This window comes from Sphingobacterium sp. BIGb0116, assembly GCF_024808035.1.
GTDB classification, from domain to species: domain Bacteria; phylum Bacteroidota; class Bacteroidia; order Sphingobacteriales; family Sphingobacteriaceae; genus Sphingobacterium; species Sphingobacterium paramultivorum.
The window spans coordinates 78,204-104,724 of sequence record NZ_JANUDT010000012.1 but is presented as its reverse complement, the minus strand read 5'-3'; the positions used below and the strand labels follow the sequence as shown (position 1 = coordinate 104,724).

Annotated in this window: 25 protein-coding genes; 14 read left to right on the top strand and 11 right to left on the bottom strand. The window is 37.6% G+C overall.

Translation table 11 applies throughout. The features are described 5' to 3' along the window. Positions 1-4: 4 nt before the first annotated feature. Together M2419_RS24685 and M2419_RS24680 are read left to right on the top strand one after the other, a co-directional pair. Positions 5-808 carry an AraC family transcriptional regulator gene (locus tag M2419_RS24685; RefSeq protein ID WP_259255789.1) on the top strand — a complete coding sequence of 268 codons (804 nt, stop codon included), beginning with the start codon at positions 5-7 and terminating at the stop codon, positions 806-808. Between the two features lie 461 nt (positions 809-1,269). After that, on the top strand, positions 1,270-2,061 hold the full coding sequence (locus M2419_RS24680; protein ID WP_159728400.1) for a hypothetical protein: 792 nt from the start codon (positions 1,270-1,272) through the stop codon (positions 2,059-2,061). A gap of 346 nt (positions 2,062-2,407) precedes the next feature. On the opposite strand, the gene M2419_RS24675 is transcribed toward M2419_RS24680, so the two are convergent. After that, on the bottom strand, positions 2,408-3,256 hold the full coding sequence (locus M2419_RS24675) for a DUF5694 domain-containing protein (protein ID WP_159728398.1): 849 nt from the start codon (positions 3,254-3,256) through the stop codon (positions 2,408-2,410). A 348-nt stretch (positions 3,257-3,604) separates the two neighbouring features. On the opposite strand from M2419_RS24675, the gene M2419_RS24670 reads away from it, so the two are divergent. Both M2419_RS24670 and M2419_RS24665 read left to right on the top strand, forming a co-directional pair. Further along, entirely contained in the window at positions 3,605-4,459 is an 855-nt protein-coding gene (locus M2419_RS24670; RefSeq protein ID WP_159728396.1) for a helix-turn-helix transcriptional regulator, read from the top strand. A gap of 76 nt (positions 4,460-4,535) precedes the next feature. Next, on the top strand, positions 4,536-5,252 hold the full coding sequence (locus M2419_RS24665) for an FAD-binding oxidoreductase (RefSeq protein ID WP_182332549.1): 717 nt from the start codon (positions 4,536-4,538) through the stop codon (positions 5,250-5,252). A 194-nt stretch (positions 5,253-5,446) separates the two neighbouring features. Here M2419_RS24665 and M2419_RS24660 read toward each other — a convergent pair whose 3' ends face one another. Both M2419_RS24660 and M2419_RS24655 read right to left on the bottom strand, forming a co-directional pair. Continuing rightward, entirely contained in the window at positions 5,447-6,292 is an 846-nt protein-coding gene (locus tag M2419_RS24660) for a sialate O-acetylesterase (protein ID WP_159728392.1), read from the bottom strand. A 14-nt stretch (positions 6,293-6,306) separates the two neighbouring features. Next, a complete protein-coding gene (locus M2419_RS24655; RefSeq protein ID WP_159728390.1) occupies positions 6,307-6,864 on the bottom strand; it encodes a TetR/AcrR family transcriptional regulator in 558 nt (185 codons plus the stop codon). A 694-nt stretch (positions 6,865-7,558) separates the two neighbouring features. On the opposite strand from M2419_RS24655, the gene M2419_RS24650 reads away from it, so the two are divergent. Continuing rightward, positions 7,559-8,533 carry an Rpn family recombination-promoting nuclease/putative transposase gene (locus M2419_RS24650; protein WP_259255786.1) on the top strand — a complete coding sequence of 325 codons (975 nt, stop codon included), beginning with the start codon at positions 7,559-7,561 and terminating at the stop codon, positions 8,531-8,533. Positions 8,534-8,858: 325 nt separating this feature from the next. Here M2419_RS24650 and M2419_RS24645 read toward each other — a convergent pair whose 3' ends face one another. Both M2419_RS24645 and M2419_RS24640 read right to left on the bottom strand, forming a co-directional pair. Then, positions 8,859-9,599, bottom strand: a complete 741-nt coding sequence (locus tag M2419_RS24645) for a bifunctional 2-polyprenyl-6-hydroxyphenol methylase/3-demethylubiquinol 3-O-methyltransferase UbiG (protein ID WP_159728386.1) — start codon at positions 9,597-9,599, stop codon at positions 8,859-8,861. Positions 9,600-9,688: 89 nt separating this feature from the next. Beyond that, positions 9,689-10,048, bottom strand: a complete 360-nt coding sequence (locus M2419_RS24640; RefSeq protein ID WP_159728384.1) for a helix-turn-helix domain-containing protein — start codon at positions 10,046-10,048, stop codon at positions 9,689-9,691. A 107-nt stretch (positions 10,049-10,155) separates the two neighbouring features. On the opposite strand from M2419_RS24640, the gene M2419_RS24635 reads away from it, so the two are divergent. The 6 genes from M2419_RS24635 to pgl all read left to right on the top strand — a co-directional run bounded on the left by M2419_RS24635 (position 10,156) and on the right by pgl (position 16,457). Further along, entirely contained in the window at positions 10,156-10,929 is a 774-nt protein-coding gene (locus M2419_RS24635) for an MBL fold metallo-hydrolase (protein ID WP_182332547.1), read from the top strand. Positions 10,930-11,182: 253 nt separating this feature from the next. Beyond that, on the top strand, positions 11,183-11,569 hold the full coding sequence (locus tag M2419_RS24630) for a hypothetical protein (protein ID WP_159728380.1): 387 nt from the start codon (positions 11,183-11,185) through the stop codon (positions 11,567-11,569). Positions 11,570-12,477: 908 nt separating this feature from the next. Then, a complete protein-coding gene (locus M2419_RS24625; RefSeq protein WP_153845546.1) occupies positions 12,478-12,663 on the top strand; it encodes a hypothetical protein in 186 nt (61 codons plus the stop codon). Positions 12,664-12,820: 157 nt separating this feature from the next. Continuing rightward, positions 12,821-14,239, top strand: coding sequence for an NADP-dependent phosphogluconate dehydrogenase (gndA, locus tag M2419_RS24620; protein WP_153845547.1), 1,419 nt, complete (start codon positions 12,821-12,823; stop codon positions 14,237-14,239). A gap of 8 nt (positions 14,240-14,247) precedes the next feature. After that, positions 14,248-15,729, top strand: a complete 1,482-nt coding sequence (gene zwf / locus M2419_RS24615; protein ID WP_153845548.1) for a glucose-6-phosphate dehydrogenase — start codon at positions 14,248-14,250, stop codon at positions 15,727-15,729. 17 nt (positions 15,730-15,746) lie between these two features. Further along, entirely contained in the window at positions 15,747-16,457 is a 711-nt protein-coding gene (gene pgl / locus M2419_RS24610; protein ID WP_153845549.1) for a 6-phosphogluconolactonase, read from the top strand. 489 nt (positions 16,458-16,946) lie between these two features. On the opposite strand, the gene M2419_RS24605 is transcribed toward pgl, so the two are convergent. The 6 genes from M2419_RS24605 to M2419_RS24580 form a co-directional block, all read right to left on the bottom strand. After that, positions 16,947-17,474 carry a hypothetical protein gene (locus tag M2419_RS24605; RefSeq protein ID WP_153845550.1) on the bottom strand — a complete coding sequence of 176 codons (528 nt, stop codon included), beginning with the start codon at positions 17,472-17,474 and terminating at the stop codon, positions 16,947-16,949. Between the two features lie 263 nt (positions 17,475-17,737). Next, entirely contained in the window at positions 17,738-18,487 is a 750-nt protein-coding gene (locus tag M2419_RS24600; RefSeq protein ID WP_153845551.1) for a LytTR family DNA-binding domain-containing protein, read from the bottom strand. A gap of 3 nt (positions 18,488-18,490) precedes the next feature. Then, positions 18,491-19,540 carry a sensor histidine kinase gene (locus tag M2419_RS24595; RefSeq protein WP_153845552.1) on the bottom strand — a complete coding sequence of 350 codons (1,050 nt, stop codon included), beginning with the start codon at positions 19,538-19,540 and terminating at the stop codon, positions 18,491-18,493. A gap of 72 nt (positions 19,541-19,612) precedes the next feature. Beyond that, positions 19,613-19,765: a hypothetical protein gene (locus M2419_RS24590; protein WP_153845553.1), complete on the bottom strand. Its 153-nt coding sequence runs from the start codon at positions 19,763-19,765 to the stop codon at positions 19,613-19,615. A gap of 120 nt (positions 19,766-19,885) precedes the next feature. Further along, positions 19,886-20,284: a hypothetical protein gene (locus tag M2419_RS24585; RefSeq protein ID WP_200845708.1), complete on the bottom strand. Its 399-nt coding sequence runs from the start codon at positions 20,282-20,284 to the stop codon at positions 19,886-19,888. Positions 20,285-20,666: 382 nt separating this feature from the next. Next, positions 20,667-21,104: a RidA family protein gene (locus tag M2419_RS24580; RefSeq protein ID WP_153845554.1), complete on the bottom strand. Its 438-nt coding sequence runs from the start codon at positions 21,102-21,104 to the stop codon at positions 20,667-20,669. Between the two features lie 541 nt (positions 21,105-21,645). Between M2419_RS24580 and M2419_RS24575 the strand changes: the two genes are divergently transcribed. The 3 genes from M2419_RS24575 to M2419_RS24565 all read left to right on the top strand — a co-directional run bounded on the left by M2419_RS24575 (position 21,646) and on the right by M2419_RS24565 (position 26,520). Further along, on the top strand, positions 21,646-22,239 hold the full coding sequence (locus M2419_RS24575; protein WP_153845555.1) for an RNA polymerase sigma factor: 594 nt from the start codon (positions 21,646-21,648) through the stop codon (positions 22,237-22,239). Between the two features lie 89 nt (positions 22,240-22,328). After that, complete coding sequence (locus M2419_RS24570; RefSeq protein ID WP_153845556.1) at positions 22,329-23,411, top strand: FecR family protein; 1,083 nt, start codon at positions 22,329-22,331, stop codon at positions 23,409-23,411. Positions 23,412-23,478: 67 nt separating this feature from the next. After that, positions 23,479-26,520, top strand: coding sequence for a TonB-dependent receptor (locus M2419_RS24565; protein ID WP_153845557.1), 3,042 nt, complete (start codon positions 23,479-23,481; stop codon positions 26,518-26,520). The last annotated feature ends 1 nt before the right edge of the window (position 26,521 follow it).

Genomic DNA, 26,521 nt, shown 5'->3' with positions numbered 1-26,521 from the left:
TGGTATGGAAGCAAAGCGTGAAATTATTTTTGATAAGTTCGTCTATTCCTGTGTATTTGAAAAGCATAGAGGAAATGAAGAGTTTATTCCCGAGCATTTCTTAGGATTTCAATTATCGGGAGAAACACACGCTTTTCATGCTGATGGAAATAGCGTAATTCCTGAAAACGTCGTCGTATTGGTTCGTAAAAATCAATTAATAAGAACGATAAAATATCCTGCAAAATCGGGGAAATACCAATTTGTATCCATTACGTTGGACAAGGAAACATTGCAACAGTATGCTTTTGAAAATAAAATTGTGGTGGACAAAAAATACACCGGCAAACAGAAATTGTTTTTTGAACCGGATGATTTTCTGCAAAATTATTTCGTTTCATTGGCTCCGTATATCAATAAGAAAAAAGAAGCAACGCCACGATTGGCAGATTTAAAAATCAGGGAAGCCATCGAGTTATTATTACAGTGCAACCCTGATTTTAAACAAATTCTGTTCGATTTTTCCGAACCCTACAAAATAGATTTGGAAGAATTTATGAACCAGAATTTTATGTTCAATGTATCAGTAACATCTTTTGCAAAACTGACCGGAAGAAGTCTTTCCGGCTTTAAACGTGATTTTGCTAGAGCATTTGGTACAACGCCAAAAAAATGGTTATTGGCAAAGCGTTTGGACGAAGCCCATTATTTAATCAGGCACAAAAAACAAAAGCCATCCGATTTTTATCTGGATCTAGGGTTTGAGAACTTATCCCATTTTTATGCTTCGTTTAAAGAAAAATTTGGAACAACCACAACTGGGCTCTAATAGAACAATGGAATTTTTACGACAATTGAGCGTATTGCTCAAGCTATATCGCGACAACAACGACTCAGTCGCCCGGCACCGCGATCGAGGGAACGAATTGGACAACAGACCCGTGATCGGGTCGGTGAGTTTTTTATAAAAGATCAAACGAAAAGGAATCAACCATTGTTATAAGAATACTTTTCATAAATTAGGTTAATAACAGGTAGTAAAAACCTTGAGATCCCTCTCCTCAAGGTTTTTTTATTTTTTTAGGAACCGACCATTCCATTATGAGGATCATAACGATATAACGAAGACGACGATAAGGTTTGTTATGCATACTTATTGAAGGAGGAAGAATAGTTGGAGAGGGATCCTGCCAGGCTGGTATAGTATCTTCACTAAAGACGGCCCTTTGGCGCTGAAGATGGCGGATTGTCAGGATTAAACCGTAATTTCATCGATCAAATACATTGAACATGACATTTCTATACCAATATTTTCGTTTTTATGGGGTGCTAGTGGCATTCATATTTTCCTTCAATGTTTCTGCACAAAAGCAATCAGGGGTGGACAGCAATGCGTTGGCAATTCAGTTCATTGACGGGCAACTTCCTGAAGGCAACTATACGGCTGCGGTGTTGGGAATTCCCCGACCGAATGCATCGCAGCTTGCAATTGTTGGGAAGATGAAACAAGCCATGAAAGCCAATGAAGATTGGTTTTTCAAAACCATGAAGGAGTTAAAACCCGGAGAGCCTATACCATATCACAAAAATCTAGGTATTAGCGAAGAGGAGTATGCTGCTTTTATGGAGTTCTCCCAATCTATCAAAATAGACAAAATAGGGGCTATGGAGCTCAAGATCATCCGCAAGGACAATAGTATCCATTTCGAGCCTAAAGACTTCGGCGATTATTTAAAATATCTAGTTATCGATTTAAAAGACCAAAGGGTCAGAGTTGATAGTCTGGGCTTGGAATATAAAGGACAGATCACTTTGGATGCCAAACAGACAACATTGGTCGCAGGACCTTGGACAGGTTACTCTTGGCAACTCGAAGAATTTAAGAAAGATGGAAAATTAATTTCAGATCCGAATAAAGTCGTTCCTGCAGAAATGGGAGAACTGGATATAAAGTCTATAAAAGTGTCAGTAGGCCGACTCGATCATAGCAATCAATGTTTCCTTTATCTCAAGAGTAATATTGTCCATAAAGGCCATGTGCTTGCAAAACAGGATATAGCCCTTTTATTAACGAAAGAATAAGCTGAAATCCAAAAATATACCTAACTTTAAATTAGATCAAAGCCCAAAGCCGATTAACATTTGGCCCAAGCGGACATCTAGCCAAAAAGGCACCCTTATCGGTTAATAAGGGTGCCTTTTATTTGAAAAAAGCAGCATAAATGTTGTGACGGTACTCCGATTGAATTCAAAGAATATATCGAATGTTTAATGAAACGTAGTCTTCGATGGACCTAATTTGTGAATCGATTCATACGAATATGCTGGATAAAACCTCTTTAAAAAATCTCCAATAATTCCATGGTGACATTAAAATGAAAGATAATTTCACCATGGAGTAAGAGTTGTAAACTCTGATTTCCTAATATTAATTAAAGATTTTTGTTAGATCCACTAATTCAAACTTTTTATCAACCTCAAAAAATGTTCTAAATATTGAAGCATGTCCGGTTCCAACCAAAATAAAGATGGTTTTTGTACCGGGCTTAATTTGATTTTGAATATTGGCATACATAATTAAATTTCTTTTATACCAATCAGTAACGAGTCTAGCACCAAAATAATCTTTCCCGATCATAATTTTGTTTGCGAATGAAAAATAAAAGCCAATATTGTTGTCTAGTTTCGATTTTTCATTCATGCATAAAAAGATTTGACTCAAATTCTTTTCTTCCAGACACTTATCCGATATTGACAATTTTATTTCATCAAGTTCTTTTTTTAAGGTAGGGTTGGAATTAACCTCTTTCATCAAAATATCGAATCTCATTTCGATCAGTGTATCAATTGGATATAATTCCTGATGTTTCAATTTTTTTGCCAATCGAAATCCCAGTTGAACCGTTTCACCTTCCTTAAAAAATCTTCTCATCCGTTCGCTTTTTATTGTATCGGTGAACGCGTTATATTGATTCTTTAAATAAAACTTGTAATGTGCATCTAACTGTTTCTTTTCGTTAAAGTTGCTTTCAACAAATATTTGTTCAGGTTTATAATCAGATGAATAGATTTTTTCTACGACATTATCCAGGTCCTTTTGATTTTCTTGGGATAGGATATTTCTATCCTGTACTTTAATCATATCGTTTCCTGGATTATTGAAGTGATAGGTTCCGAGTAAAATAACCTTTATTTTCTCCTGAGCCGATAGCACTGAAAATTGAAAAAGTATCAGGAAAAGGACTGTGAAAATTTTAGTAAAATAAGAATTTTGCATATAATAGTGTTAAAAATAAATAATTCACGAAACTAATAAATAGGGATTACTTATCTGCTACGAATAATAAATGAACAGTCACGAATAATAAATCATTATAGGACCAACTATGGTTGTTTTTACTGTTGCAAGCCTATACTTCTCATTAACTTTTCATCCAACTCTGTGAATACTTTAGGAATAAATGCCTGTGGATCATAATATCGTTTAGTATTTGGCCAATATAACAAGATGAATACCACCTTTGAGTTGCCATCGCAATGCTTTTTATTCTGAATAAATAGATCGGTTGAACCGTTTATGGGGCATTTATTTTTTACATTTGTATTTAACAATAGTTTAAAATCTATGCAAAAACACAGGGCATCCATTCCTGTCAGGAGCTGGGACAGCAATTTTAATGGAATCGCTGTTGTTCGTATAGCATCAGAAATTCCCGGGAGTAAAGAGTTTAATCATGCACATCGACACGACTATCACCTTTTCGTATTGCAGGAAAGTGGTATCTCGTATACCGAAATAGACTTTAAAAAATATTTGATAGATAAGCCAACTATACTATATCAATCGCCAAATCAGGTTCACAGAGCTTTGAAAGTCGAAAATATAAGTGGATTTATTTTAACAATATCCAATGAAAACTTAAATGCGGATTACCTAAAATTATTGCAGCGCAATACGCCTATCGAGCCATTATCGTTATGCTCACGCACAGATTTAGCGATTATCCAAGCGTGTTTTCTTTTATGTAGAAACCTGTATGACAGAAAAGAAGACAAGTTATATCATTTGCAGCTGAAAGACAGTTGCAATACATTGGTCGCCCTATTTATGTCGCAGTTCCTCAAGCAGTCAAAACCAGCAGAAAAATTGTCGCGTTTTGAAATAATTCAGAAGGCATTTTCAGAATTGCTCGAGCAAAATTTTGTGCACATGAAACGCCCCGCGGACTATGCCGCAGCATTAAACATCTCCGTTGCTTATCTAAATGAATGTGTAAAGAACGTAACGGGTTTTTCTGTTTCACATCATATACAACAACGTATTATTTTAGAGGCAAAGCGGCTGCTATATCATTCCGATAAATCGGTAAAAGAGGTTGCAGCCGAATTAGGTTACGATGACTATCCCTATTTTTCACGACTATTTGTAAAAGTTGCAGGAATTACCGCTTTGACATTTCGTAGCAAAAACCACGATTAATCCAATACCTACTCTTTTCCGTTCTATTTTATACGATTGATTCTGCTGTACTTTGCTTTGAACAAAATATAATACTATGCCAAGTGCACCAAAATGGTTATTTGATACCTTAGATTTCTTAACGCCCAAGCTACCTTTGACCGAGGTTGTCGAAGCAGTCTCTTTATCAAAATCTGTCAAGAAGATTTGTTTTAAAGGGGATTTAAAAAATGTACAATTCGCGGTAGGTTCGTTCATCGACTTTAGAATTAATGCTACAGAGGCGCGGAGATATACCGTTTCTTATGCAGATACTGAAAAGGGCTTGTTTGAATTCATCGTTTATTTGAATGGTAAAGGTTGCGGAAGTCATTATATGTCGGATTTAAAAGTGGGCGACAACATCGTGATGTATAAGCCGAGAGGAGAAAGCAGGTATTATGATAAAACGACTCAAAGGTTTGTAATTTTTGGCGATGAAACCTCGTTAGCACTTGCTTGTTCTTTTCTTCCAATGTTAAAGAAAAACAACCATCAGTTTGTGTTCCTTTTTGAATTGGATGAAGAGAACAAAAACGTTCCAAAATTATTGGGTTTGGAAAATTGCCTGATATTTCCCAAAAACTTTTCGTTCAGCATGGAGGAATGGGTCAGCAAGCTACCAATGATCAATACCCCGGATTGGCAAGAAGCTAATTTCGTGTTGACAGGTAACGCAAAATCGGCTCAGCTGCTTAGAAAAATCATTAAAGAAAAAACCAATGGCAATGTTTTTTTACACGGCTACTGGTTAGCGGGTAAAAAAGGATTATAGATCGATGCGGTTAAACTGTGCGTATTTATTTGTATTTTTAGTCCTGTAGATGGCATAGGTGATTGAACGATATTTTGTAATCCGTAATGCCAAGTGTGTAGCTGAATAAGGTAGATACCACCCATAACTGATTGTTAAGGTTTTTATATTCTTACTTTGTTTTTTATGCCATTTGGATTAACATGAATCTTGAATTATTTATCGATCAATTTCAGTTGATGCTGGAATTCACTTAATGAGATTTTCCCAGATGCAAAGTTGACATCTAAAATAAACTTCTTTTCGTTGGGGGACAGTTCACGTCCATAAATCTTCCCTAATAATCCATCTTCATCAGGTAAAGCTTCGGTCACATCTGCTGCATTTAAAAATGCCTGATAGTATCGTAGTCCGAATTTTCTAAGCGACGACGCGTTGAAATGAATTTGGTCTTCGTTTGCAGTTAACCCTTTTGCCGAGACGAAGTTACAATTGTTGTGCGATGCTGCGTATTTTTGTAAGGCGCTATTGACCAAATGGTAATCATTGAAATGCGCCCCAAATAGACCATAAGGCAAAAAATCGCCTATCGCGCCGATAATCAGGGGAACTTCAGGAGCCCCTAATTGCTTCCGTAGCTCATTGACTATACTATCAAACTTTTCACCGTATTTTGCGGCCAGTTCGATGGAAGAATCATTTTCTCCCTGATGCCACAATATTCCTGTCAACTGGCTGCTACGTTGAGCAAGTTTAGCCTGAAAAATAGCGTGGTCAAAGAGTGCGCCACCAACCTGCCAGTCATTTAAGCTGGTACCGCCATCAGCACAAGGGATAAGGCCGATCTCCTCGCCAATGTGATCCGCATGCCAGGAGGCAGCAAATGATGATGCAAGCCCCACACCAGCCATAGGCCTGTCATTGTGTATGGGTTCGGCCATTATCTGCCAGCGTCCATTGCGAAGCATCTTTATTGATTCGTTGATGATAGGCGGCACTGAATCCGGAATTCCGCGGCCGGCCATATTTGATTGCCCTATTAGCAAAAAAGATTGTATCATAGTTGATTATATATTTAAGACTCCACGATTCCTATACTGCGGCTAAATGATAGCCAGGCAAATTTTTTAAGATCATTCGGAGCGACGTCACCAGAATTTAAAGCCTTCACACTTGCTCTTGCCACACTGGCAAAGAGATGTCTGATCCAGGCTGAGGACAAACGATTGTCTATAATGTGTTTCGCCTGCAGCTGGGGAACTATAGCAAACCACTTTTCTTTTGCTTGTTCATAGGCAATAACTTTTTCTTTGTCCATCGCTGCGACATCAACCTGCCTCTCCTCAAGGGCGTGTAGGAAAATATATTTTACACCGCTGTCGATAGCTGCGTATAGCATTGCTTCCAATTGTTTGACCGGATCAGTATCGCTGTTAAATGCAGAAACCATAGCGATATACCAGGTTTCAAGCATATCGACATAGCAGGCAGTTATAAGTGCATCTCTATCCTTAAAATACCGATACAAAGTTCGCTTACTGATTTGTGCAACCTCGGCTACTCGCTCTAAAGGAGCGTGAAAGTCTTCATTTAAAACTTTTACTGCACTATAAATTAGCTTTTCTCTATTCATTTGGCACAAATGTATGACAAATGTCTTATATATGTGTGAGTTTATAGGTGAAATTATAATTAATTGGTCCAATTGTCATTAAGTATCGTTAAAATTCCAAAGGGAACTATCACTTTTTAACAACCCTTTGTCAACTTTTGAACAATATTTCAAAGGAAATGAACAGATGTAATTCCAGCTAATCTTACGACCTTTCGCTTAGATCGAAGCCAAAGCCGGTTAACATTTAGCTCAAGCGGACATCTAGCTAAAATTGTCTCCCTTATTGATTAATAATAGAGGATTTTTATTAGTAGCATAAATCATTTTTTCTCCCTTAAATCGAGCTTTAAAAACTAGGACATAGATAATCAAAACAATGATCCAATATCTAATTTTTAAGCATTATCAATGCACAAGCATAAGCCTTTCGCAGCAGGTATGGCCCTCTTTGAGACCGAGAGTCGCAAGCCTATTCTTCCGCCTTTGGAAGGCAAAGGTCCTAGAATACGGTTGCTCTTCCATTGAGGTGATTCGCTGTGGCAAGATGCCGCTAAAACCCGATCCGAGGAGTGGGTAGGATGGGAATGATCTTCTTCATCGGGAACCTTGTTTTAATTCATATACAGAATAGTATTATAATGCTAAAAATATTAGTATTATAATATTTATTTACATATATTTGCATTGTTAACCAATTTAAAAACAATGTATTATGAGTGAGTTGAAACAATCGAAATATATCGATATTACAACAGATTATGGTTTTAAAAAAGCTTTCGGATCAGATACCAATAAAGATCTTCTGATCGCTTTCTTAAACGAACTCTTTAGAGGGCGCAAGGTTATTGCTGACCTGTATTATAACAAAAATGAGCATGTCGGGGATACAGAGGATATCGGTACCGTTATTTTTGATCTGACCTGTACGGCAGACAATGGCGAACGTTTTATTATTGAAGTGCAGCGCACGGCGCAGGATAATTTGAAAAAGCGCATGCTTTATTACAGCAGTAAATTGATAGCGGATCAGGCACCCAAAGGCAACCGAAGGGCTTGGAATTATGCAATTAGTGAAGTTTATATCATTGTACTGATGGATGGATTTGCAATGCCTGATGCGGGGGATGAGCAGTATTTTCTGCACGATATTTGTTTATGTTATCGAGATCATGGTAAAATATTTTATGACGATCTAGGCTTTATATATGTGGAATTGGTTAACTTTGTAAAAGCTGATGCAGAGTTAGTTAATGATTTAGATCGTTGGCTTTATGTACTCAAAAATATGTCTTCGCTAAATGGACTTTCCACTTATTTGCGTAAGCCTATTTTTGAGAAGTTATTTCAGTTAGCAGAGTATAGCAAACTAAAACCGGAGGAACGAGAGATGTACAACGTAAGTTTAAAGAATAAATGGGATGCCGAGAGTATCCGAAGTAGTCAGGAGGAGCTATTGAAACGAGCGCGCGAAAAAGCAATGGCTGAGGGAAGAGCCGAAGGAGAGGCTAAAGGAAAAGCAGAAGGAAAAGCAGAGGGAGAAGTTATAGGAAAAGCCGAAGGAAAGGCGGAAGTAATAAAAAATCTTTTGTCTTCGAATAAGTTTTCGATATCGGAGATAGCCGAATTAGCGGACGTCACTGTAGAGTTTGTAAAGCAGATCGAGGAAGAGAAAGCTAAAGGAAAATAGAGTATATAACCATATAAGGTTTTACGGCCACTTGGATACTGTCTAAGCGGCCTTTTTCTTTTTATAGGTTAAGTTGGTTTCTTAACCAATACCATTTTGAATAAGCTCTCATTTAAATAGAAATAAATACAAGGCCGAAGAGACGAACTCAACCTTTTTATAAAAAGATCAAACGAAAGCGAACTAACCATTGTTATACCAATACTTTCATAAATTAGGTTAATAACAGGTAGTAAAAACCTTGAGATCCCCCTCCTCAAGGTTTTTTTATTTTTTGAAACCGACTATCTCTTTATTGGGATCATAACTATATATCAGGGCTGGATTATTCCGGCCTTTTTTGTGCCGACACGATCAGCATCATAGGCCTTCTGAGTTCGTCTGCCATTCCGGCGACACTGTTAATCATTTCCATGTTTGGCTGTGGTTCAGTAACTAAATCGATGGCAAAGTTATTGGCAAGCAGGATTGTAAGATAAGTGGTAAGTGTCCTATGGTATTTTATTACATTGTTTTGTAAGAAATGTGTTTCCCTCTTTCCTTCTTCAAAGTAATGGTCCACGGGCCAGTATAACTTGTTTCCGGATGCATCGTAAACCCAGTCTTGGTCGGGTCTTGCAGTGAATATCGGATGCTCAACAGAAAACACAAAACTGCCGCCCGGTTTTAGCCAACGGTTTATATGCATGCAGAGCGGATCAAAGTCTTTGATGTAATGGAATGTAAGGGAACTGATGACGCAGTCGAACTCCTGCTCCTCAAACGTGATATCCTCCAATGCGCTTCTGATATAAGTGATGCCAGGCAGGTCATTGATTTCTTTCGCCTTATTGAGCATCCTTTCGGAAAGGTCGACACCTGTTACTGTTTTGGCCCCGTTTTCAATAGCATAACGACAATGCCAGCCAAAACCGCAGCCCAGGTCCAATACATTTTTGCCATCAAAGCTCGGAAGGATATTTTTTAACGCATGCCATTCTCCGGCACCTTCAAGACCTTTAATAGATCTGTCCATATTTTTATATTGATCGAAGAATGTTTGGTCGTCATATTTGTTCTGCTTCATAATCTGACAATAAATTTTAATAGGGTAAGATACATCCTTTTATCAGGGGACAGTATCACAGACCCCTGTATTAAACCATTTACCATTTCCTATTTTTGCTTTTCTTTCATAGGATCTAACCCGGTAGTATGCTGAACCTGGTAATTTTCCATCCATGATTCAATATGAAGCAGCAATTGCTCTAGACTTTTACCCGTTTCAGATAACCCATAATATACTTCCGGAGGAAAGGTGTTCACTTGTTTTCGAACCACAATTCCATCGTTTTCCATTTCTTTTAGTTGTTCTAATAATACTTTTTTGGAAACCTTGGGCATTTTACGCCACAATTCAATGAAGCGTTCATCACCCGTATAAAAAAAATGATGGAGGATCAAGGGCTTCCACTTCCCGGAAAATATTCTGAAAAAAAGATTTACGGAACAGTTTTCAAATTCCTTATAATTCATTAGGTAACAATTTTGTAACCGGGAAACCTCTGGGTAAATATCTTTCGTTAGCCGAAGGTTGTACCGAAATTTACCAGCTAAGTTAGGAATTTAAATACGTTATCACTATGACAATACATCAAATACGTAATGCCACTATTATTATCGAATCGGAAGACAACTTTATATTGGTTGATCCTTTATTGGGAAAGTCAAAGACATTTGTTCCGCTAACCCTTTTCCGTTTCAAACCCCGTCGCAACCCTTTGGTTGATTTACCCATTGAAAGCGAAAAACTGTTGCAGAAAATCGATTATTGCTTGATTACACACCTGCATCCCGACCATATCGATGCGGTAGGAATCGAGTTTTTGCGTAGCCGTAAAATTCCCGTCCTGTGCGGTGAAAACCACGCCCGCCAATTAAAAAAATGGGGGTTAAATGTCCTGCAAGCGATTGATTATTGGGAGACAATCTCGTTTCTGAAAGGCAAACTTACTGCGACACCTGCAGTTCATGGCTATGGCTGGGTAAGAAAACCAATGGGGCATGTGTATGGATTCGTATGGCAGTCATCCGATGAAGAATCGGTATATATAAGTGCAGATACCATTTATACCGATGACGTAAAAAAGGTGTTGGCTACCTACAAGCCCGACGTATCTGTGCTAGCTTGCGGTTCGGCACAATTCGATTTCGGCAGACCACTATTGATGACAATGGACGATATTGTAAAGTTTATCCGTGATGCGCCAGGCAAAGTATTGGCAAATCACATGGAAGCCATCAATCATTGTCCTACCACGCGCCTTGAGTTAAAGCAAAGATTGGAGAAGGAGGGATTGCTGCAAAAGACATTTATTCCGGCCGATGGAGAGCGTATTGAAGTTGTAAAACCATAGCATGAATCCAAGATATAATTTTAAGCATAGTTTTTCCATGGAACACAATTGCTTGGTTTAGTGTTTAAAATAGGATAAGATCTTTATCAGGGCTGGATCCATCCAGCCTTTTTTCTGATATAAATGTTATCTTAGCGCTATGCTGAACAATCTCTTTGAACAAGTCACCGTTATGAAGCTTTCGATAGGGGAGGGATTGACTCCACTGTGGAGTGATACGGCACAGACTTCGTTGTTTTAAATTAGCTATTTTATGGGAAGTTTAACAAAATATGTATCAAACGATCGTCCAGAATTCGCCGTACTTATCGAAGATGACGATAAGGTTTGTTATGCATACTTATTGAATGAGGAAAGAATAGTTGGAGATATTTGGTTATACAATAGCGTTCCTACTCCGAGAGAATCTGAATGGCATAAAAGGGAGAATCTACCGTTTTTAAATCCTGCTGAGTTTGTCAAAGAAAACCTTGAAGCATTTGATGCGATTTCACCTGTCGAGGTAACCTGGGATTTGGGGGAAGAAACGGTGGTCAATATATTTCTAGCGTCCAGATTGATCGCAAAGCTAACCGTAGGGTCTTTTCCGGGTTGGTCTAGTCTGGTCACTAAAGATGGGCCTTTGGCGCAGAAGATGTAGAGCTTTTAAAATATGATTGTCAGTAAAGATTCCTACGTGTTTTTATTTCTTCGATCCTTTTATAATAAAGTTTTCTTTGTTTTTGTTTACGAAATGGGTCAACAGACAAATAAATAAACAACAATATAATAATTCCAGAAAAAAAAGCAGCGACATACATTAACCAAGTAAAAAACTTTTTCATTTTTTTCGGACCTGTCCCACTAAATGTGTAAATAAAAACTACGGATTCCAGTTATGTTCCTTATAACGGGACTCGTTTTTCAAGTAAAGTTAGGAATTGATTTAGGACCTAGCGTGTCAATTCTTTTACTTATTTTTAGCGTATGAATGATAATCAAGCATCGGGCTTGTTTCTAGCCATTTTTAGCATTATTGTTGGACTTATTGTGAAAAGGTTCGGACAGCCATCATATTGGTATACCCGACCAATTGCTCTGGGAATATTCGTTATCATGCTTGTTCTTTTTGATGTTTTTATTAATAGATCATGAGTTTTATCGCCATCATCAAATCCCACTGCTATTTCCTTTGCTTGTGCAAAAATTGAAGTTTTGAAATCTTCGGATTTTACATATGACTGAACTGGACATCCAGCATAAAAGAAAAATAAGCATCCCACTTTGTGCCCCAAACCGGATTAGAGATCAGCATGGGACTATGAATCGGGGTCTAATGATAGAATGTAGGGTATTTAGATGATAAGTTTGTAACTTATCATGCCAATTGTTCCATTGCAGCTTTGACAATAGGATATAGGATTGAAATCAAATCAGTCGGTGGATTCAGTATTTTTCTTCGAAATTCAGGGGAACTTTTTTAACAAGGAAATAGAAATGGAGGATTACTTAATAATGTTCAACAATACGATTGAGTTCTTGAAAAAGAATAATTTAAAGTATGAATATATGAAATTTTCATCTGGTTCAATAATGCTTGATGTTTGGTTTAATAAAAAATTCTACGTTTTTCAATTTGAACCTAATCAAATAGGATTCTCAGAAGTTGATGAAAATGTAGGCTTTGATACGATACCTGATAAAATAATTTTGAATTCGGATATGTTAAGACTTGTATTGACTAGCCTTGTTTAAGGCACTCTTCTTTTATATTGGAAGCTCGTAACCAAATAACTAATGAAATTTTCCAGTTGATGATTACTAATGTCACAATTGAAAGAAAATTTTAGATAATTTTTTTGCTGGCATGCATTTCAGTAAATTTGATGCATAACATAAACTTTAAGTAAGAATGGAAAAGTATAATTACGGGGTCATTGGTCTGGGTGTAATGGGAAGAAATCTGCTTTACAATATTGCCGATAATGGTTTTTCTGTCGTAGGATTCGATTTAGATGAAGAAAAGGTAATCGAACTTCGTAAAGGAGTTGCTTCAGGTACAAAGGTTGTTGGAACTGTTTCTCTAGAGGAATTTGTGTTGAGTTTAGACAGTCCGCGAAAAGTTATTTTGATGGTTCCTGCAGGTAAACCGGTTGATGCTGTTCTTGAAAGCATAACACCGCTTCTGAGTCCAAAAGATATTGTCGTTGATGCGGGAAATTCTTATTTCAAAGATACCGAGAGACGTATAGCTGATTTAGCTTCTAAAAACCTTCATTTTATGGGAATGGGAGTTTCTGGAGGAGAGCAGGGGGCAAGAAGAGGACCGAGTATTATGCCGGGTGGAGATTTGGAAGTTTTCAATTTGGTGAAGCCTATGCTGGAAGTTATTTCAGCAAAAGTAAAAGGGGAGCCCTGCACCGCTTATATGGGAAAAGGAGCTGCAGGGAATTACGTTAAAATGGTTCACAACGGTATAGAATATGCTATCATGCAATTAATCAGTGAAGCATACGATTTACTGAGAAAAGGAGCTAATCTTAACAATAACCAATTGTATGAAGTTTTCAAAAGATGGAATGAAGGCGAGATGAATTCTTTCCTTATTGAAATAACAAGAGATATTTTCCAGCAAAAAGATGATGTAACAGACGGTTTTCTTGTCGACAAGATTTTAGATAAAGCAGGAGCAAAAGGAACCGGAAAATGGACCTCCCAGGAGGCTATGGAAGTTGGGGTGTCTATTCCAACCATCGATATTGCGGTAACATCAAGAATTTTATCCGCTTACAAAGATGAGCGCGTGAAAGCTTCGCAATTATATGCTAAAGAAGAAGTACAAACTCCTGAAAATACAGAATTGTTCATCAAAGAGGTGGGGGATGCTTTGTATTTATCTACTTTAATCAGTTATGCGCAAGGTTTGGCATTATTGGTAAAAGCTTCTGAAGAATATCAGTTTGAAATTCCGTTAAAAGATGTTGTTAAAATCTGGAGAGGTGGATGTATCATCCGTTCGGTTTTATTGGAGAAATTTTATCTGGCTTATTCAAAATACGAGAACTTATCTAATATTTTATTGGATCAGGAAATTTCAGAAATTGTAAAAGATAAAATTTCTTCATTAAGAAAAACAGCTGCTTTTGCTGTATCAAACGGAATTCCAAGCTTAGGGATTCAGTCGGCTCTAGGGTATTTCGAAGCTTATACCACAGCATCTTTACCTGTAAACCTGCTTCAGGCTCAGCGTGATTATTTTGGTGCACACACTTACCAAAGAACTGACAGAGAAGGAGTCTTTCATACCTCATGGCAAAACCCAAATAACTGAATCTAACAATGAGTGACAATACAATCCTGCATCCAACAACGATCGTTATTTTTGGTGCAACAGGGGATTTGGCAAAAAGAAAACTTTTTCCTGCCTTCTACAATTTATATATCGATGGCAGAATGCCAAAAGGGTTTAATATTTTAGCTTTAGGAAGAGCCGAAAATACGGATGAAAAATTCAGGGCTTATATTAAAGAAAATCTGGAGAGTTTTTCCCGGAAAACTGTAATCAAGGAAGATTGGGCTGGTTTTCAGGCTCACATCAGCTATTTTCAGCATCAGCTTGATGAAGAAAGCTCTTATCGGAATTTATATCAGAAACTGGAAAATTTTGACAAGGTGTACGGAATGAGAGGAAACAGACTTTTCTATTTGTCGATTGCACCAAACTTTGTATCGGTAATTTCAAATCATCTCAAAAATACGTCAATAGCATCTGATCCTGCAACAGATCGAATTATTATCGAAAAACCTTTTGGTCACAATAAAGAATCTGCCATTGAGCTAAATAATCTTCTTTCACAAACTTTCCAGGAAGAACAGATTTATCGCATTGATCATTATTTAGGTAAAGAAACCGTTCAGAATATTTTGGCGTTCAGGTTCGGAAATTCAATTTTTGAACCTCTTTGGAATCACAGACATATAGAATCGGTACAGATTACGGTTGCCGAAGAAGTAGGTGTGGAAACAAGAGCCAGTTTTTATGAGCAGACAGGAGCTTTGCGCGATATGATTCAGAACCATCTTTTGCAAATTCTTTGTATGGTTGCTATGGAACCTCCGGCTTCACTTGAATCGGGTGAGATCAGGGATCGTAAAGTTGATGTTTTAAAATCCATCCGTAGGATTTCTCCCGAAAAAGTAGATCATTATGCGGTAAGAGGACAGTACGGACGAGGCAAAGTAAACGGGCTAAAAGTAAATGGCTATCGCCAGGAAGATGGAATTGCTCATGATTCCAATACGGAAACATTTGTCGCTATTAAGTTTTATCTGGATAATGAAAGATGGGAGGATGTTCCCTTTTATGTTCGTACCGGTAAGAAGATGAAAGAAAAGCATTCTTATATAACGATTCAGTTTAAGCCACTTCCAAATTCTACTTTTTCAGAAAGCACCTCGCTTCTGTCGGCAAACCGATTGGTTATTAATATCCAGCCACAAATGGACATCAGATTGCAGTTTATGTCTAAAAAACCAGGCTTGTCTTTAGAGCTTAAACCTGTAGAAATGATTTTCGATAATTTTGCCTGTCAGACCGATACGCCCGAAGCTTATGAAACTCTTTTATTGGAAGCACTTGTGGGAGACCTTACACTGTTTATGCGCTCTGATCAGGTAGAAGAAGCTTGGGATGTGATAAAAACGATTCAGGAAACCTGGGAAAAAACCAAAGACCCATCTTTCCCAAATTATGCTTCGGGAAACTGGGGCCCTGATGACAGTGATGCACTGGTCGAGCGGCAGGGACATCAGTGGGTTTAAAATCTAATGAAAAGAGAATGAATATTACGATATTTAATAATCTGGATGCTTTATATAAAGAAGCAGCAGATACATTTGTTGAGCTTTCGAAAAAAGCAATCCAGAAGCATGATAAATTTGTGGTCGCGTTGAGTGGTGGCTCTTCACCGAAAGCTATTTTTAGTTTATTAGCTACTCCTGAATATGCAGATAAAATAATTTGGAACAAAATCCATTTTTTTTGGGTAGATGAAAGATGGGTTTCTCTTGAAGATGAGAAAAGTAATTTTAAGATGACTTTGGAAGTACTTTTGAATAAGGTTCCGGTAAATGAAAATCAGATTTTTCCCATGTATAAAGAGGGAATTGAGCCTGAAAATTACGCTAAAGCATACGAAGCCCAAATCAGAAATGTTTTGGGAGCTGACGGTATTTTTGATTTCATCCTTTTAGGAATGGGTGATGATGGCCACACAGCTTCTCTATTTCCAGGAGAAAAGATCTTACAAGAAAAAGAAAAATGGGTTGATGCCTACTATTTAAAGCCTCAGGCAATGTTCAGAATTACTTTGACTGAACCTATTATCAATAAAGCTGAAAATATTCTGATTGTTACCTTTGGTAAATCCAAGAGAAACGCTTTGAATGAAGTTCTTAATGGTGTATATAATCCTGAACTATATCCGCTACAGTTAATTGAAAAGAAAGCAGGAGTCCAGATTTTTACCGATAAAGAAGCTGGAATTTAATATCATTTAACTATAGGGGACGTCTAGCCAAAAAGGCTCCCTTAACGATTGACAAGAGTGCTTAAGTACTCTTGTCAATACAGTTATAGCCCCTTAGGGAAATATTGGATCTTTTTTATACTCGGATATCAAAGTATAGTAATCTATAAAAATGATAAATATGAGGAGTTTAAAAAGCAGTATTATGAGAATAACAGCTATAAAATACACCACTTATATTTTTCTATCGATATCAAGGAAAAATTGATTTCAAAATTTAGTGATGATTAAATACTGTTATATCAATTTTTTTTCAATTTGTAATCTATACGGTCCCATCTGATGATTGGGCTGTGTGATTATTAGTTCTCAGTACTAGTTCTGCTATTTTAAGTTATTGAATACGTCTATTGTTAACCTTTGAAGACTTTTCGGTATCTCCCGTGTACCGCCTATATATGCCTTGTTTGTCCTAGATAGCCCCCGACACCGACTGAAGTAGGAAGATCCTTACGTTTCAATCGTCGAGAACAATAGATGTTGTATCGATGGCGGATATTCACCATCAGCCTCGAAAATATCAACCTTTGTCTGTAGCAACGCTTTATCCCTTATAATCCGATGTTTTGGGAAGACTTTTTTTACTTTATTTTCCAGTTTCTCAAATACCCGAGATTCGATAGCACTTATTGGATCAAAAGATTTATCAAGATTGGATATATTCATAATCCTGATTGCATAATATGGTAAAATTACACTAACAAATAAAGAGTACAAAATCTCTTTATTTTCTTCTTGGATAAAGGAAAAGTGATAACAGGGGCTTCCGCCCATAAAGGAGTAGTCCCAAATTTCAGTTGATAGATCAGATAAGGAAGCCTTCAACAGATCCCATTGATTGCGGTCGGACCATGCGCTATCGATATAGCTCTTCTTTTTCTTATAAGGTTCCGAATTAGCATAGGCAGCAATATCATCCAGTGAAATATCAGTCGGATAAAATTCCTTCAGTTTCTCTATTATTTGGTGTTTTTCCATCAAAACTAATTTACAAGTAAGATTTCAGGTTTTTATTCCTGCAAAATTGCAATATTCGAGCCAAGCAGAACAGTAATTTAAGCTTGCATTTCTATCTTCATATGGATCGGATTCTCTTTTACAAAGATTGTAGATGTCAGATGCTAAATTAGAAGTCGAATTGATTAATTTCACATTTAAGTCACATTGACGACGACATTCTTGCTGACAGACAGAACAAGGACAACTATCGTGTAAGTATTGCAGCTCTTATCAGGTTCACACTAGTCTTTTGAAATAGCTGAGTTGAGCGGATCTTTTACCATATTATTGAGAACTTTTTTTGTCATCCGGCTCATGAACGAATCTCGATAGGTCTGTCCGATAGGGACGGCATTTTTATAATGTTCTAATTGAACCATATTCCCATTGATCATTACAATAAATGGAGTAGCAATGATAAAAGACTTATGGATTCGCATAAAGCGATCAGGCAGTAATATATTGTTTAAAGCACTTATGTTGAGCTGGACCATAATACTTTTGTCATCAGCGGTGTAAAAACAGACATATTTTGCTTTAGCTTCAATGTATACGATTTCGTTAAGCTTAATTTTGACCAGCTTCCCTTTATATTCTGTTTTGACAAATATAAATTCTTCCTCTTGTTTAGCGTCGATCGAAAGCTGTTGTTGTGCCCTTTCCACCGCTAGTAGAAAACGTGGAAAAAATATGGGTTTTAATAGGTAGTCCACAACATTCAGGTCAAATCCTTCAAGGGCATATTCTCTGTATGCGGTGGTGAGAATTACCTTATATCTTTCATTCAACATCTTCAAAAATTCCAATCCAGTTATTCCCGGCATTTGAATATCCAAAAACAACAGATTGACCTCCGTGTTGTTAAGTAACTGTAATGCAGCTATTGGATCGGCTGCAGTACCCACTAAATTTAAATAGGGAATCTGTTCAATATGTAGTGTCAGCAGTTCGATATTGTGTGGTTCGTCGTCAATTACGATACAATTTATCATATGTTAGATATTTATAATTATTTCGGTTATGTAATAATTTTCGTCTTCCTTAATTGTAAATGTGTGTGTGCTGCCGTACATCAGATTCAGGCGTTGTTGCACATTATTTACGCCGATACCTTTTGATAATTCTTTTGGACCATTTCTTTTTTTATTACTTATCAAGAAGTTTATTTTGGAGTTTCGGGCCATAATTTCAATTGAGACCTGATTTTTTGCATCATGAAGTTCACCATGTTTAAATGCGTTTTCAACCAGCGTGACTAAAGTTAAGGTAGGGATTTTAGCGTCCTTAAGTTGAATATCTTCGCTGTAGCTTATTTTTATGTTGTTATTGAACCGGATTTGGTTCATCTGAATAACTTTTTTTATTTGCTCAGCTTCTAAAGCTAACGGTACAATTCCCTGTTCACCCCAATCCTCCAATGCGTAACTCATTATTTCTGATAGCAGATGGACTGCCTGTGACGCTTCAGGATTGCTCTTATACGTTTTTGTGTAAATTAAGCTCAATGAATTAAAAAGGAAGTGAGGATTGATCTGATATTTTATTGCCGCCAATTCCGCTTTTAATTTTTCACGCTCCAACTGTTCTTTAATCCTGCGAATCACGTTTGAACAAATAGCAACGGCCACAAAATAGGATATAACGGTGGAGGCAATATTTAGTATTGTTGTTGTTATAAAAAATGAATCCGGACTTAGGTTTCCGGCGCTTTCTCGATCGCTTCTGTGCACGAAAAATGTCCAGTAATATTCATAAATAGTTAGCACGGTGAAGAAGGCGATGACCTGGACTGATACTTTTCCCCAGCGTCGATCCATAATCGCGGGTATAGCAAAATGATATATAAGCACGTAGAAAACTACCGTGCCTTTTATGATTGTATGAGTAAAACTTACATAGAGATTAATTCCACCTTCAAATTGATCAACTGTTTTATCAAAGCCCTGAAGTTGTACCAGAAAGAGAAATACGGCGACACTCCATATTCCATAAATCAGGAAAATAACCAAAAACTCCTTCCACTTTATCCTGAATGCTAATGACATTTAAACCTTGAATAACTTATTGCTGTTCTTTTTTTAAACAAAATTAGTTGAAATGGATGATGATTGAAAGTTTTATCTATTGACAATAAGATTATAGGCATGAACGGTACTATTGGTTACATCAAAACGGACAAGCGATATCGGGCAGGCGGCCAGATGTCGTGCAATGGTGATATTAATATAATAGTTTCCGGCCCCAAGTACAAGGACCGGAAATTGATACATTAGGAAATCATGTATTTGTTAAATTGTTGCACGCTCGGATATTAATTGAGTAACTATAAAATTAATTGAAGACCTGACAGCTGTATTAGCACGATGAGCATAAAATTACAGGGATGCGATTTATTTATATTTGACAAATGTCGCTACAATTTTTTTAACCTTGATATTATTTGTAATCGAACCGCCTGTATAAGTATTATTCTTTTTGCCGTTCTGTAGATTTCCAAAGTCTGATTTTGATGATCCCGTCACTTCCTCGGTGAGTTTCATGACCACAGCATCCGCACCTTTGGATTGGCCGAGTGTTATTACCTTTTGCTGCGCGGCCTCTATGGAGCCAAAACCTTTGCCTATATCCGTTGTTCCCATTACTTCGTATCCTTTTTTAATGTCATTTACATCAAAAAAAACATCCACATGCTGGGTTGGAGCATAACTTTTCCCAAAGTAAGATGGAGCAGAACAAGAGGTGGCGGCTAAGGCAATCATTGCAACCGATTTGATCAATAAATTTTTCATTTGTTTAATTATGTATGAGTGATTTTATTTCTTATTTCGTGCAATATTAGGGGAAAGATAAGTAGGTATAAAGTTTTAAGCATCAATAAAGGTATTCGTGGTATAAACACTGTAATTTACTGCATTAAATAGCTTAAGAACCATTTCAATTGGCCTCAGGTCTAAGCATATTGGAAGCAATCTGTAAAGTATTGGAATGCCAGCCTTGAGACATTTTGGGATTTGTTGAGGGCTGAGGGCCTGATTTTGTTTAGATAAAATCTTGATGATCTGAACTTCTGAAAGTTTACTGTTTTTCATAGCCTTCCAAATTCAAAAACTATATTTAAATGTTTCGGTTTTTCGGGAAGAGGTCAGATGCAAATTTACAGTTTCTCTATTTTTATTTAGGTAAGTGTGCAATCAATTCGACTTCTAATTTAGCATCTGACATATACAATCTTTGTACCTGTATCCAGGTAGCGGCAGGAAAGTCATGATTGTAAAACTTTTTCCTTACATCATTATATTTCTTCATTGCTTCAATGTCTGTCGTGTACAAATTCTCTTTTACCACATGTTGAAATGTTGCTCCAAAACTGGCCAAAGACGCTTTTAAATCAGTGTAAACTGCTTGAATTCCTTTAGGGGAAAGATCCGTCGTTACGGCGCCCGATATATAAAGAATGTTATCAACTTTTAAAACTTGACAATATCCCGCTGTTGTATCCTGTTTCATTTTGTTGTTGTTCCAATGCCATTTGTCTTTTTTGATATTTTTTTCCTGTGAAAAAGTATTGCTAAAAATTAATAGAAATGGAAGTAAAATAAGGTATTTCATAGCTTTTGGTCTTTATTTAAATGGAGATCTTCATTGTTTAGTTATTTTCCTAAATTAAGAAATTTAGGAATTGATTACACCTTTTCAGAAACTTCTATCTTTATTTCAAAATAGAGAATAATAGCTCCTCCGTTAAAATGTTCGATTTTTATGCGTTACAGGTAGGGAAAGAATCCTGCTACTAACTAAAAATGTCTTTTACCGGTTGCCTCATCTCAATTAAAGAAAAGATCATCATTTAACAGACTTTTCGATATCTCCTTCATATCGCTTAGATAGATATTGTTTTCCATAGATAGCGAGTTCTACATTCATATTTTTTCTTTACTCATAAAAACGAAAGATATGGTAAATCAATTTTTAATTAAGGAAACTAGGGAAGATATGGCCCGAATTCTCTACTTTTAAAATATCCTGTTTTGCGGAGGGAGGTCAATTAGTAGGAAATATAAAATTTTATTGTGGGTACCAATGATTTTGATTTAGTAAATTTATCACTATATTAAGTTCGTCGTTCGTACCAATTATCAGAATTTGCCAAATGAAATCTCCTAAAGAAGCTGCTACACTGGAAAAACTTAAAAATGGAGACCTAAATTCGTTTAATGAAATTTATTTCCATTATTCGCCAAAGATCTATGTTAGATTGATCAAATTGGTGAAAAATCAAACTATTGTAGAAGAAATCTTACAAGAAGTATTTACCAAAATATGGCTCCAACGTGAAAAGATTGACCCTAATAAGGGATTTGTCTCATTTCTCAATCATATTGCGGATAATTTGGCTATGGATTTTTTTCGAAAAGTGCAGAGAGACAAGGCTCTTCAATTGGAAATATGGGCTTCAGCTATAGAACTGTATTATCATACCGAAGAAAAACTGTTTTTCAAAGATAAACAACAGATGTTGACCAATGCAATCGACTCCTTGAGCCCCAAACGAAAGGAAATTCTGATCCTCAATAAATTTGAAGACAAAAGTTATAAAGAAATAGCTGATTTACTGGGTATCTCAGTATCTACTGTGAGTAATCAATTGGTGAGTGCACTCAAAGATATCAAAAAATATATTCAAGAAAACTACCGAGATGAGTATATAATCAGTCTTTTTGCGGCCTTTTTATTTAAGCTATAAAAAAAATAAAAAAAGTAATAGTGTGATTCTCTTTGTCAAACGTATAGAGTAACAAATACAGCAATGTATTGAACTAATTATAGTAAATTTTGAAAGAGCAATCCTTTAAAGATCAATTGTTGGCGTATATCCACAACCGCTTGGATGCGCAGTATTATGAGTCATTTTTTGACGAAATGGCCGAGATTGATACTGCAATTCTAGAGTTATGGATCACTGAGATGCTAGATCAGGATGAAGGACAAGCATTACAACAAATTCCGTTACCAGATTTAAGCATGGTTCATCGGAAAGTGCTCGATCATATTTATGCAGTAGATCCGCCAAAACCTATGCTAATTCAGAGAATAAGCCCGTGGGCCTGGGCTTCCTGTGCCGCTGTGCTAATTTGCGTACTGTCGGTTCTCTTTTTGAAAAATTTCTCGACCTCAACAAAAGAACAGGTTACCTGGTATGAAAATAAAAATGCTTATACAATCAATGCTCAGCTTCCTGATAGCACGACCGTTATCCTTTATCCACATGCAAAAATTGGATTCGAATATAGTGGCCGAGGCCACCGCGATGTACATCAGGTGCAAGGGCGAGTTATTTATAACGTGCACAAAAACAAAAATGCACCTTTTCAAGTCAATTACAGAGGATATTTGACCACTGCCTTAGGGACAATATTTAGCGTAGATCCCAAGGATGCCGATCATGTACTGATAAAACTAATGGAGGGCAAAATCTCGGTCGGATCAGTTACAGCGGAAAGTCGAGATTTAATATACCTCAAACCAAAAGAGGAAGTATTGGTTAATTTAAAACTGCAGCAGATGATTAAGTTTTCGGAGCCTGAATTGACAAAATCTCAGCCTGATCGTGTAGATAAGGAGTTAAGAAAACTCATTCCACATCTAACTGCCAATGTCGAATGGACCAATCAGTCTGTCAAATTTAACCAAACCAAAAACGTTCTACTCTTAAGAGTAATCGAAAGCCTTTATGATGTTTCGATTATATGTGATAATCCTGATTTGCTCAACAGTTCATTTACAGGAAGTTTAAATAGCAAAGAATCGCTAGCCAATTTTTTGAACAGCTTCTGTCAATTGAACGATTGTACATTCCAAGTGAACAATGGTATTGTTAACATCAGTAATTCGGGAAGAAAGGAGGACGTACAGTAGGAGAGAATCAACCCAACGCAGAAAAATAAACCAATATATAAATCAGAATAACCAACTGTAAACAATTATGAAGCATATTCTAATCAAATTAATGCTCGTGGGATTGCTATTTCCATACTTTTCTGTAGGATTTGCGCAATCAAACCTGAAAGTAAATGGTAAAATAGTAGACAACGAAGGTAATACATTACCCGGCGCAACTATTGATCTTGTCCACGAGAAGAGCAGTAAAAAACTCCACTTTGTGGCCGATAACAACGGATTGTTTGTTTTAACCCCGCTTGTTGCTGGCGAAAATTATACGATCTATGCCCACCATCTCGGCTACGATACCGATTCTGTTAAGCATTTTGTGGCAACCGCTACCAGCAAAAACACCGTGCTTATCCGTCTGAAACCAAATACCGGAATGATAGACGAAGTTGTTGTCGTCGGCTATGGTGTTCAGAAAAAGGTCAATTTGACGGGTGCTGTTTCCGCCGTATCGGGAGAAGATCTGAACAATAGGCCCGCAGGGCAAACCTCTTCGGCCCTTCAAGGCATGGCCTCGGGAGTAACCGTCACACAGCGTTCTGGCAAGCCGGGAGCGGACGGTGCGGATATCCGTATCCGCGGTATCGGTACACTTGGCAACGCAGCACCTTTAGTGTTGATTGATGGGATCGAAGGTTCTATCAATAATATCGACCCCAATGTAATAGAGAATATTTCCATATTAAAAGATGCCGCCTCCGCATCGATCTACGGCTCGAGAGCTGCCAATGGTGTCATCTTGGTCACGACCAAAAGGGGAAGTTCTGATAAAGTCGCTATTGCCTACAATAATTATTTCGGCTGGCAGTCTGCGACTAATATGCCTAAAATTGTCAATGCCTTGGATCATATGCTGCTGACGAATGAAGCGTATACCAATGTTGGTGCGAGTCCATTATATCCAGAAGATATCATTGCCGCCTATCGTAATCAGGGCAACGACAGTTCGGACGAGTATCCCAATACCGATTGGCAAAAGGAGTCCTTGCAGGGGAATGGATTTCAGCAAAGCCATTTTCTGACGGTCAATGCTGGCACCAACAAAGTAAAAATGCTGACCTCGGTCGGTTATTTCGACCAGAAGGGCTTGACACTAAATAGCTCGTTTAAGCGCTATACCATCCGCAACAACGTGGATGTTAAATTCTCAGATCAGCTCGCCGTTAAATTTGACTTTCAATACGTCAATCCGATCGTCACCTCACCAGCAGCGAGCATCGAAGAACTTTTTCAGTGGATGAGCAGTATTCCTGCCAATCAATCCTTCAGAAACTCCAATGGTACATGGGGACTGGGCTGGAATGGTAATAATCCTGTCTCCGCCGCCGCTGATGGCGGTGTTTCTACCAACAAAAGTCCATTTGGAAGTATCAATGCATCATTGATCTATAGACCCAAAGAATGGTTGACCGCTGAGGTCAATTATGCACCTAAATATGCGACGCAGGTAAATAAGAATTTCCGGAAAGCAGTGCAGTCCTATTTCCCAGATGGTACGCCGAGCTTCTCGGTCCCTGTGCGTACAGCACTTACTCAATACAATAGCCAAGAACTTTTTAATAATATGCGGGCGACTCTTACGTTAAACAAAGATTTTGGTCCACATCAGTTGAAAGCATTGGTTGGTGGTTCGCGGGAAGACTACAAGATTGATTACTCCCAGGGGTTTAGGGACACCTACGTTCTCCCTGACTATGAAGTGCTCAATGCGGGTTCGGCATTAAATCAGTCAGCGACAGGAAGTGCTTCAGAGTGGGCATTACAATCTTTATTTTCCCGGATCAATTATATTTTCAAAGATCGTTATCTTTTAGAACTCAATGCACGCTACGATGGTTCGTCCAGGTTTGCCAAAGGTAATCGCTATGGTTTTTTTCCATCGGCATCCGCCGGATGGCGTTTTTCCGAGGAGCGGTTCCTAACCGCATCCAAGGGATGGCTTACTGAGGGGAAAATCAGGGCATCATGGGGTAAACTGGGAAATCAGAATATTGGGACCTATCCAGCCGTGGCATCTTTAAACCTAGGTTCGTACACATTAGGCAATGGCATCGTCAATACGGCAGCGCTAAATGATATGTCTAATCCTGATATTACATGGGAGTCTACCGAGGAGAAAAATATCGGTATTGATCTTACCCTATTTAAACGATGGATTATTACAGCAGATTTTTACAATAGAAGAACCAGTGATATATTATTACAGCTGGATATCCCGCTCATCATTGGTTTAAATAAGCCTTATCAAAATGCAGGCGTCGTCGAGAATAAAGGTTGGGAGCTTTCCATGGGCTATCGAAGCGATCCGGCCAAAGACTTTAAATATAATTTTACACTCAACCTCTCTGATGTCAAAAACAAAGTGTTGGATATGCGCGGAATCAATCAGACTGGTCTAACGGTCAATCGGGAAGGCTATCCCATTAATTCGATCTTTGGCTATGTTTCCGATGGCTATTTCCAAACAGTGGAGGAGGTAAAAGCTCATGCCACACAGTTTGGTACCTTAGCACCAGGTGATCTCAAATACCGTGATCAGAATGATGACGGAGTAATTAATGAGTCCGATAAGGTTATCATTGGTAGTACCATTCCACGATATACCTATTCGCTCAACTCCAATTTTAGTTTCAAGGGGTTCGACCTCAGTTTTCTTTTGCAAGGTGTAGGCAAAGCAGATGGCTACCTATACGGGGCCGGTATTCAGCCCTTTACGACGACCGGGGCAATTGGTGGAACAATTCGTGAGGATAATAAAGATAGATGGACACCCGATAATACTACAGCGAAATATCCCCGATTGGCTTTCGGACAGAATAACAACCAGCAGTCTTCCCAATTTTGGATGAAAAATGCCGCCTATCTTCGCCTGAAAAATTTGCAGCTCGGCTATACCTTTCAGGCTGAGCTACTAAAGTCCATCGGGCTGAATAAACTTCGGGTATTTGTTAATGGTTCAAACTTATTCAGCGTAGATAAATTTGGGGACGGTTATGACGTCGAAGCACCAGTAGGCTATGGTAACTTTTACCCACAGGTAAAGGTGTATTCTTTTGGATTGGATATTACATTATAAA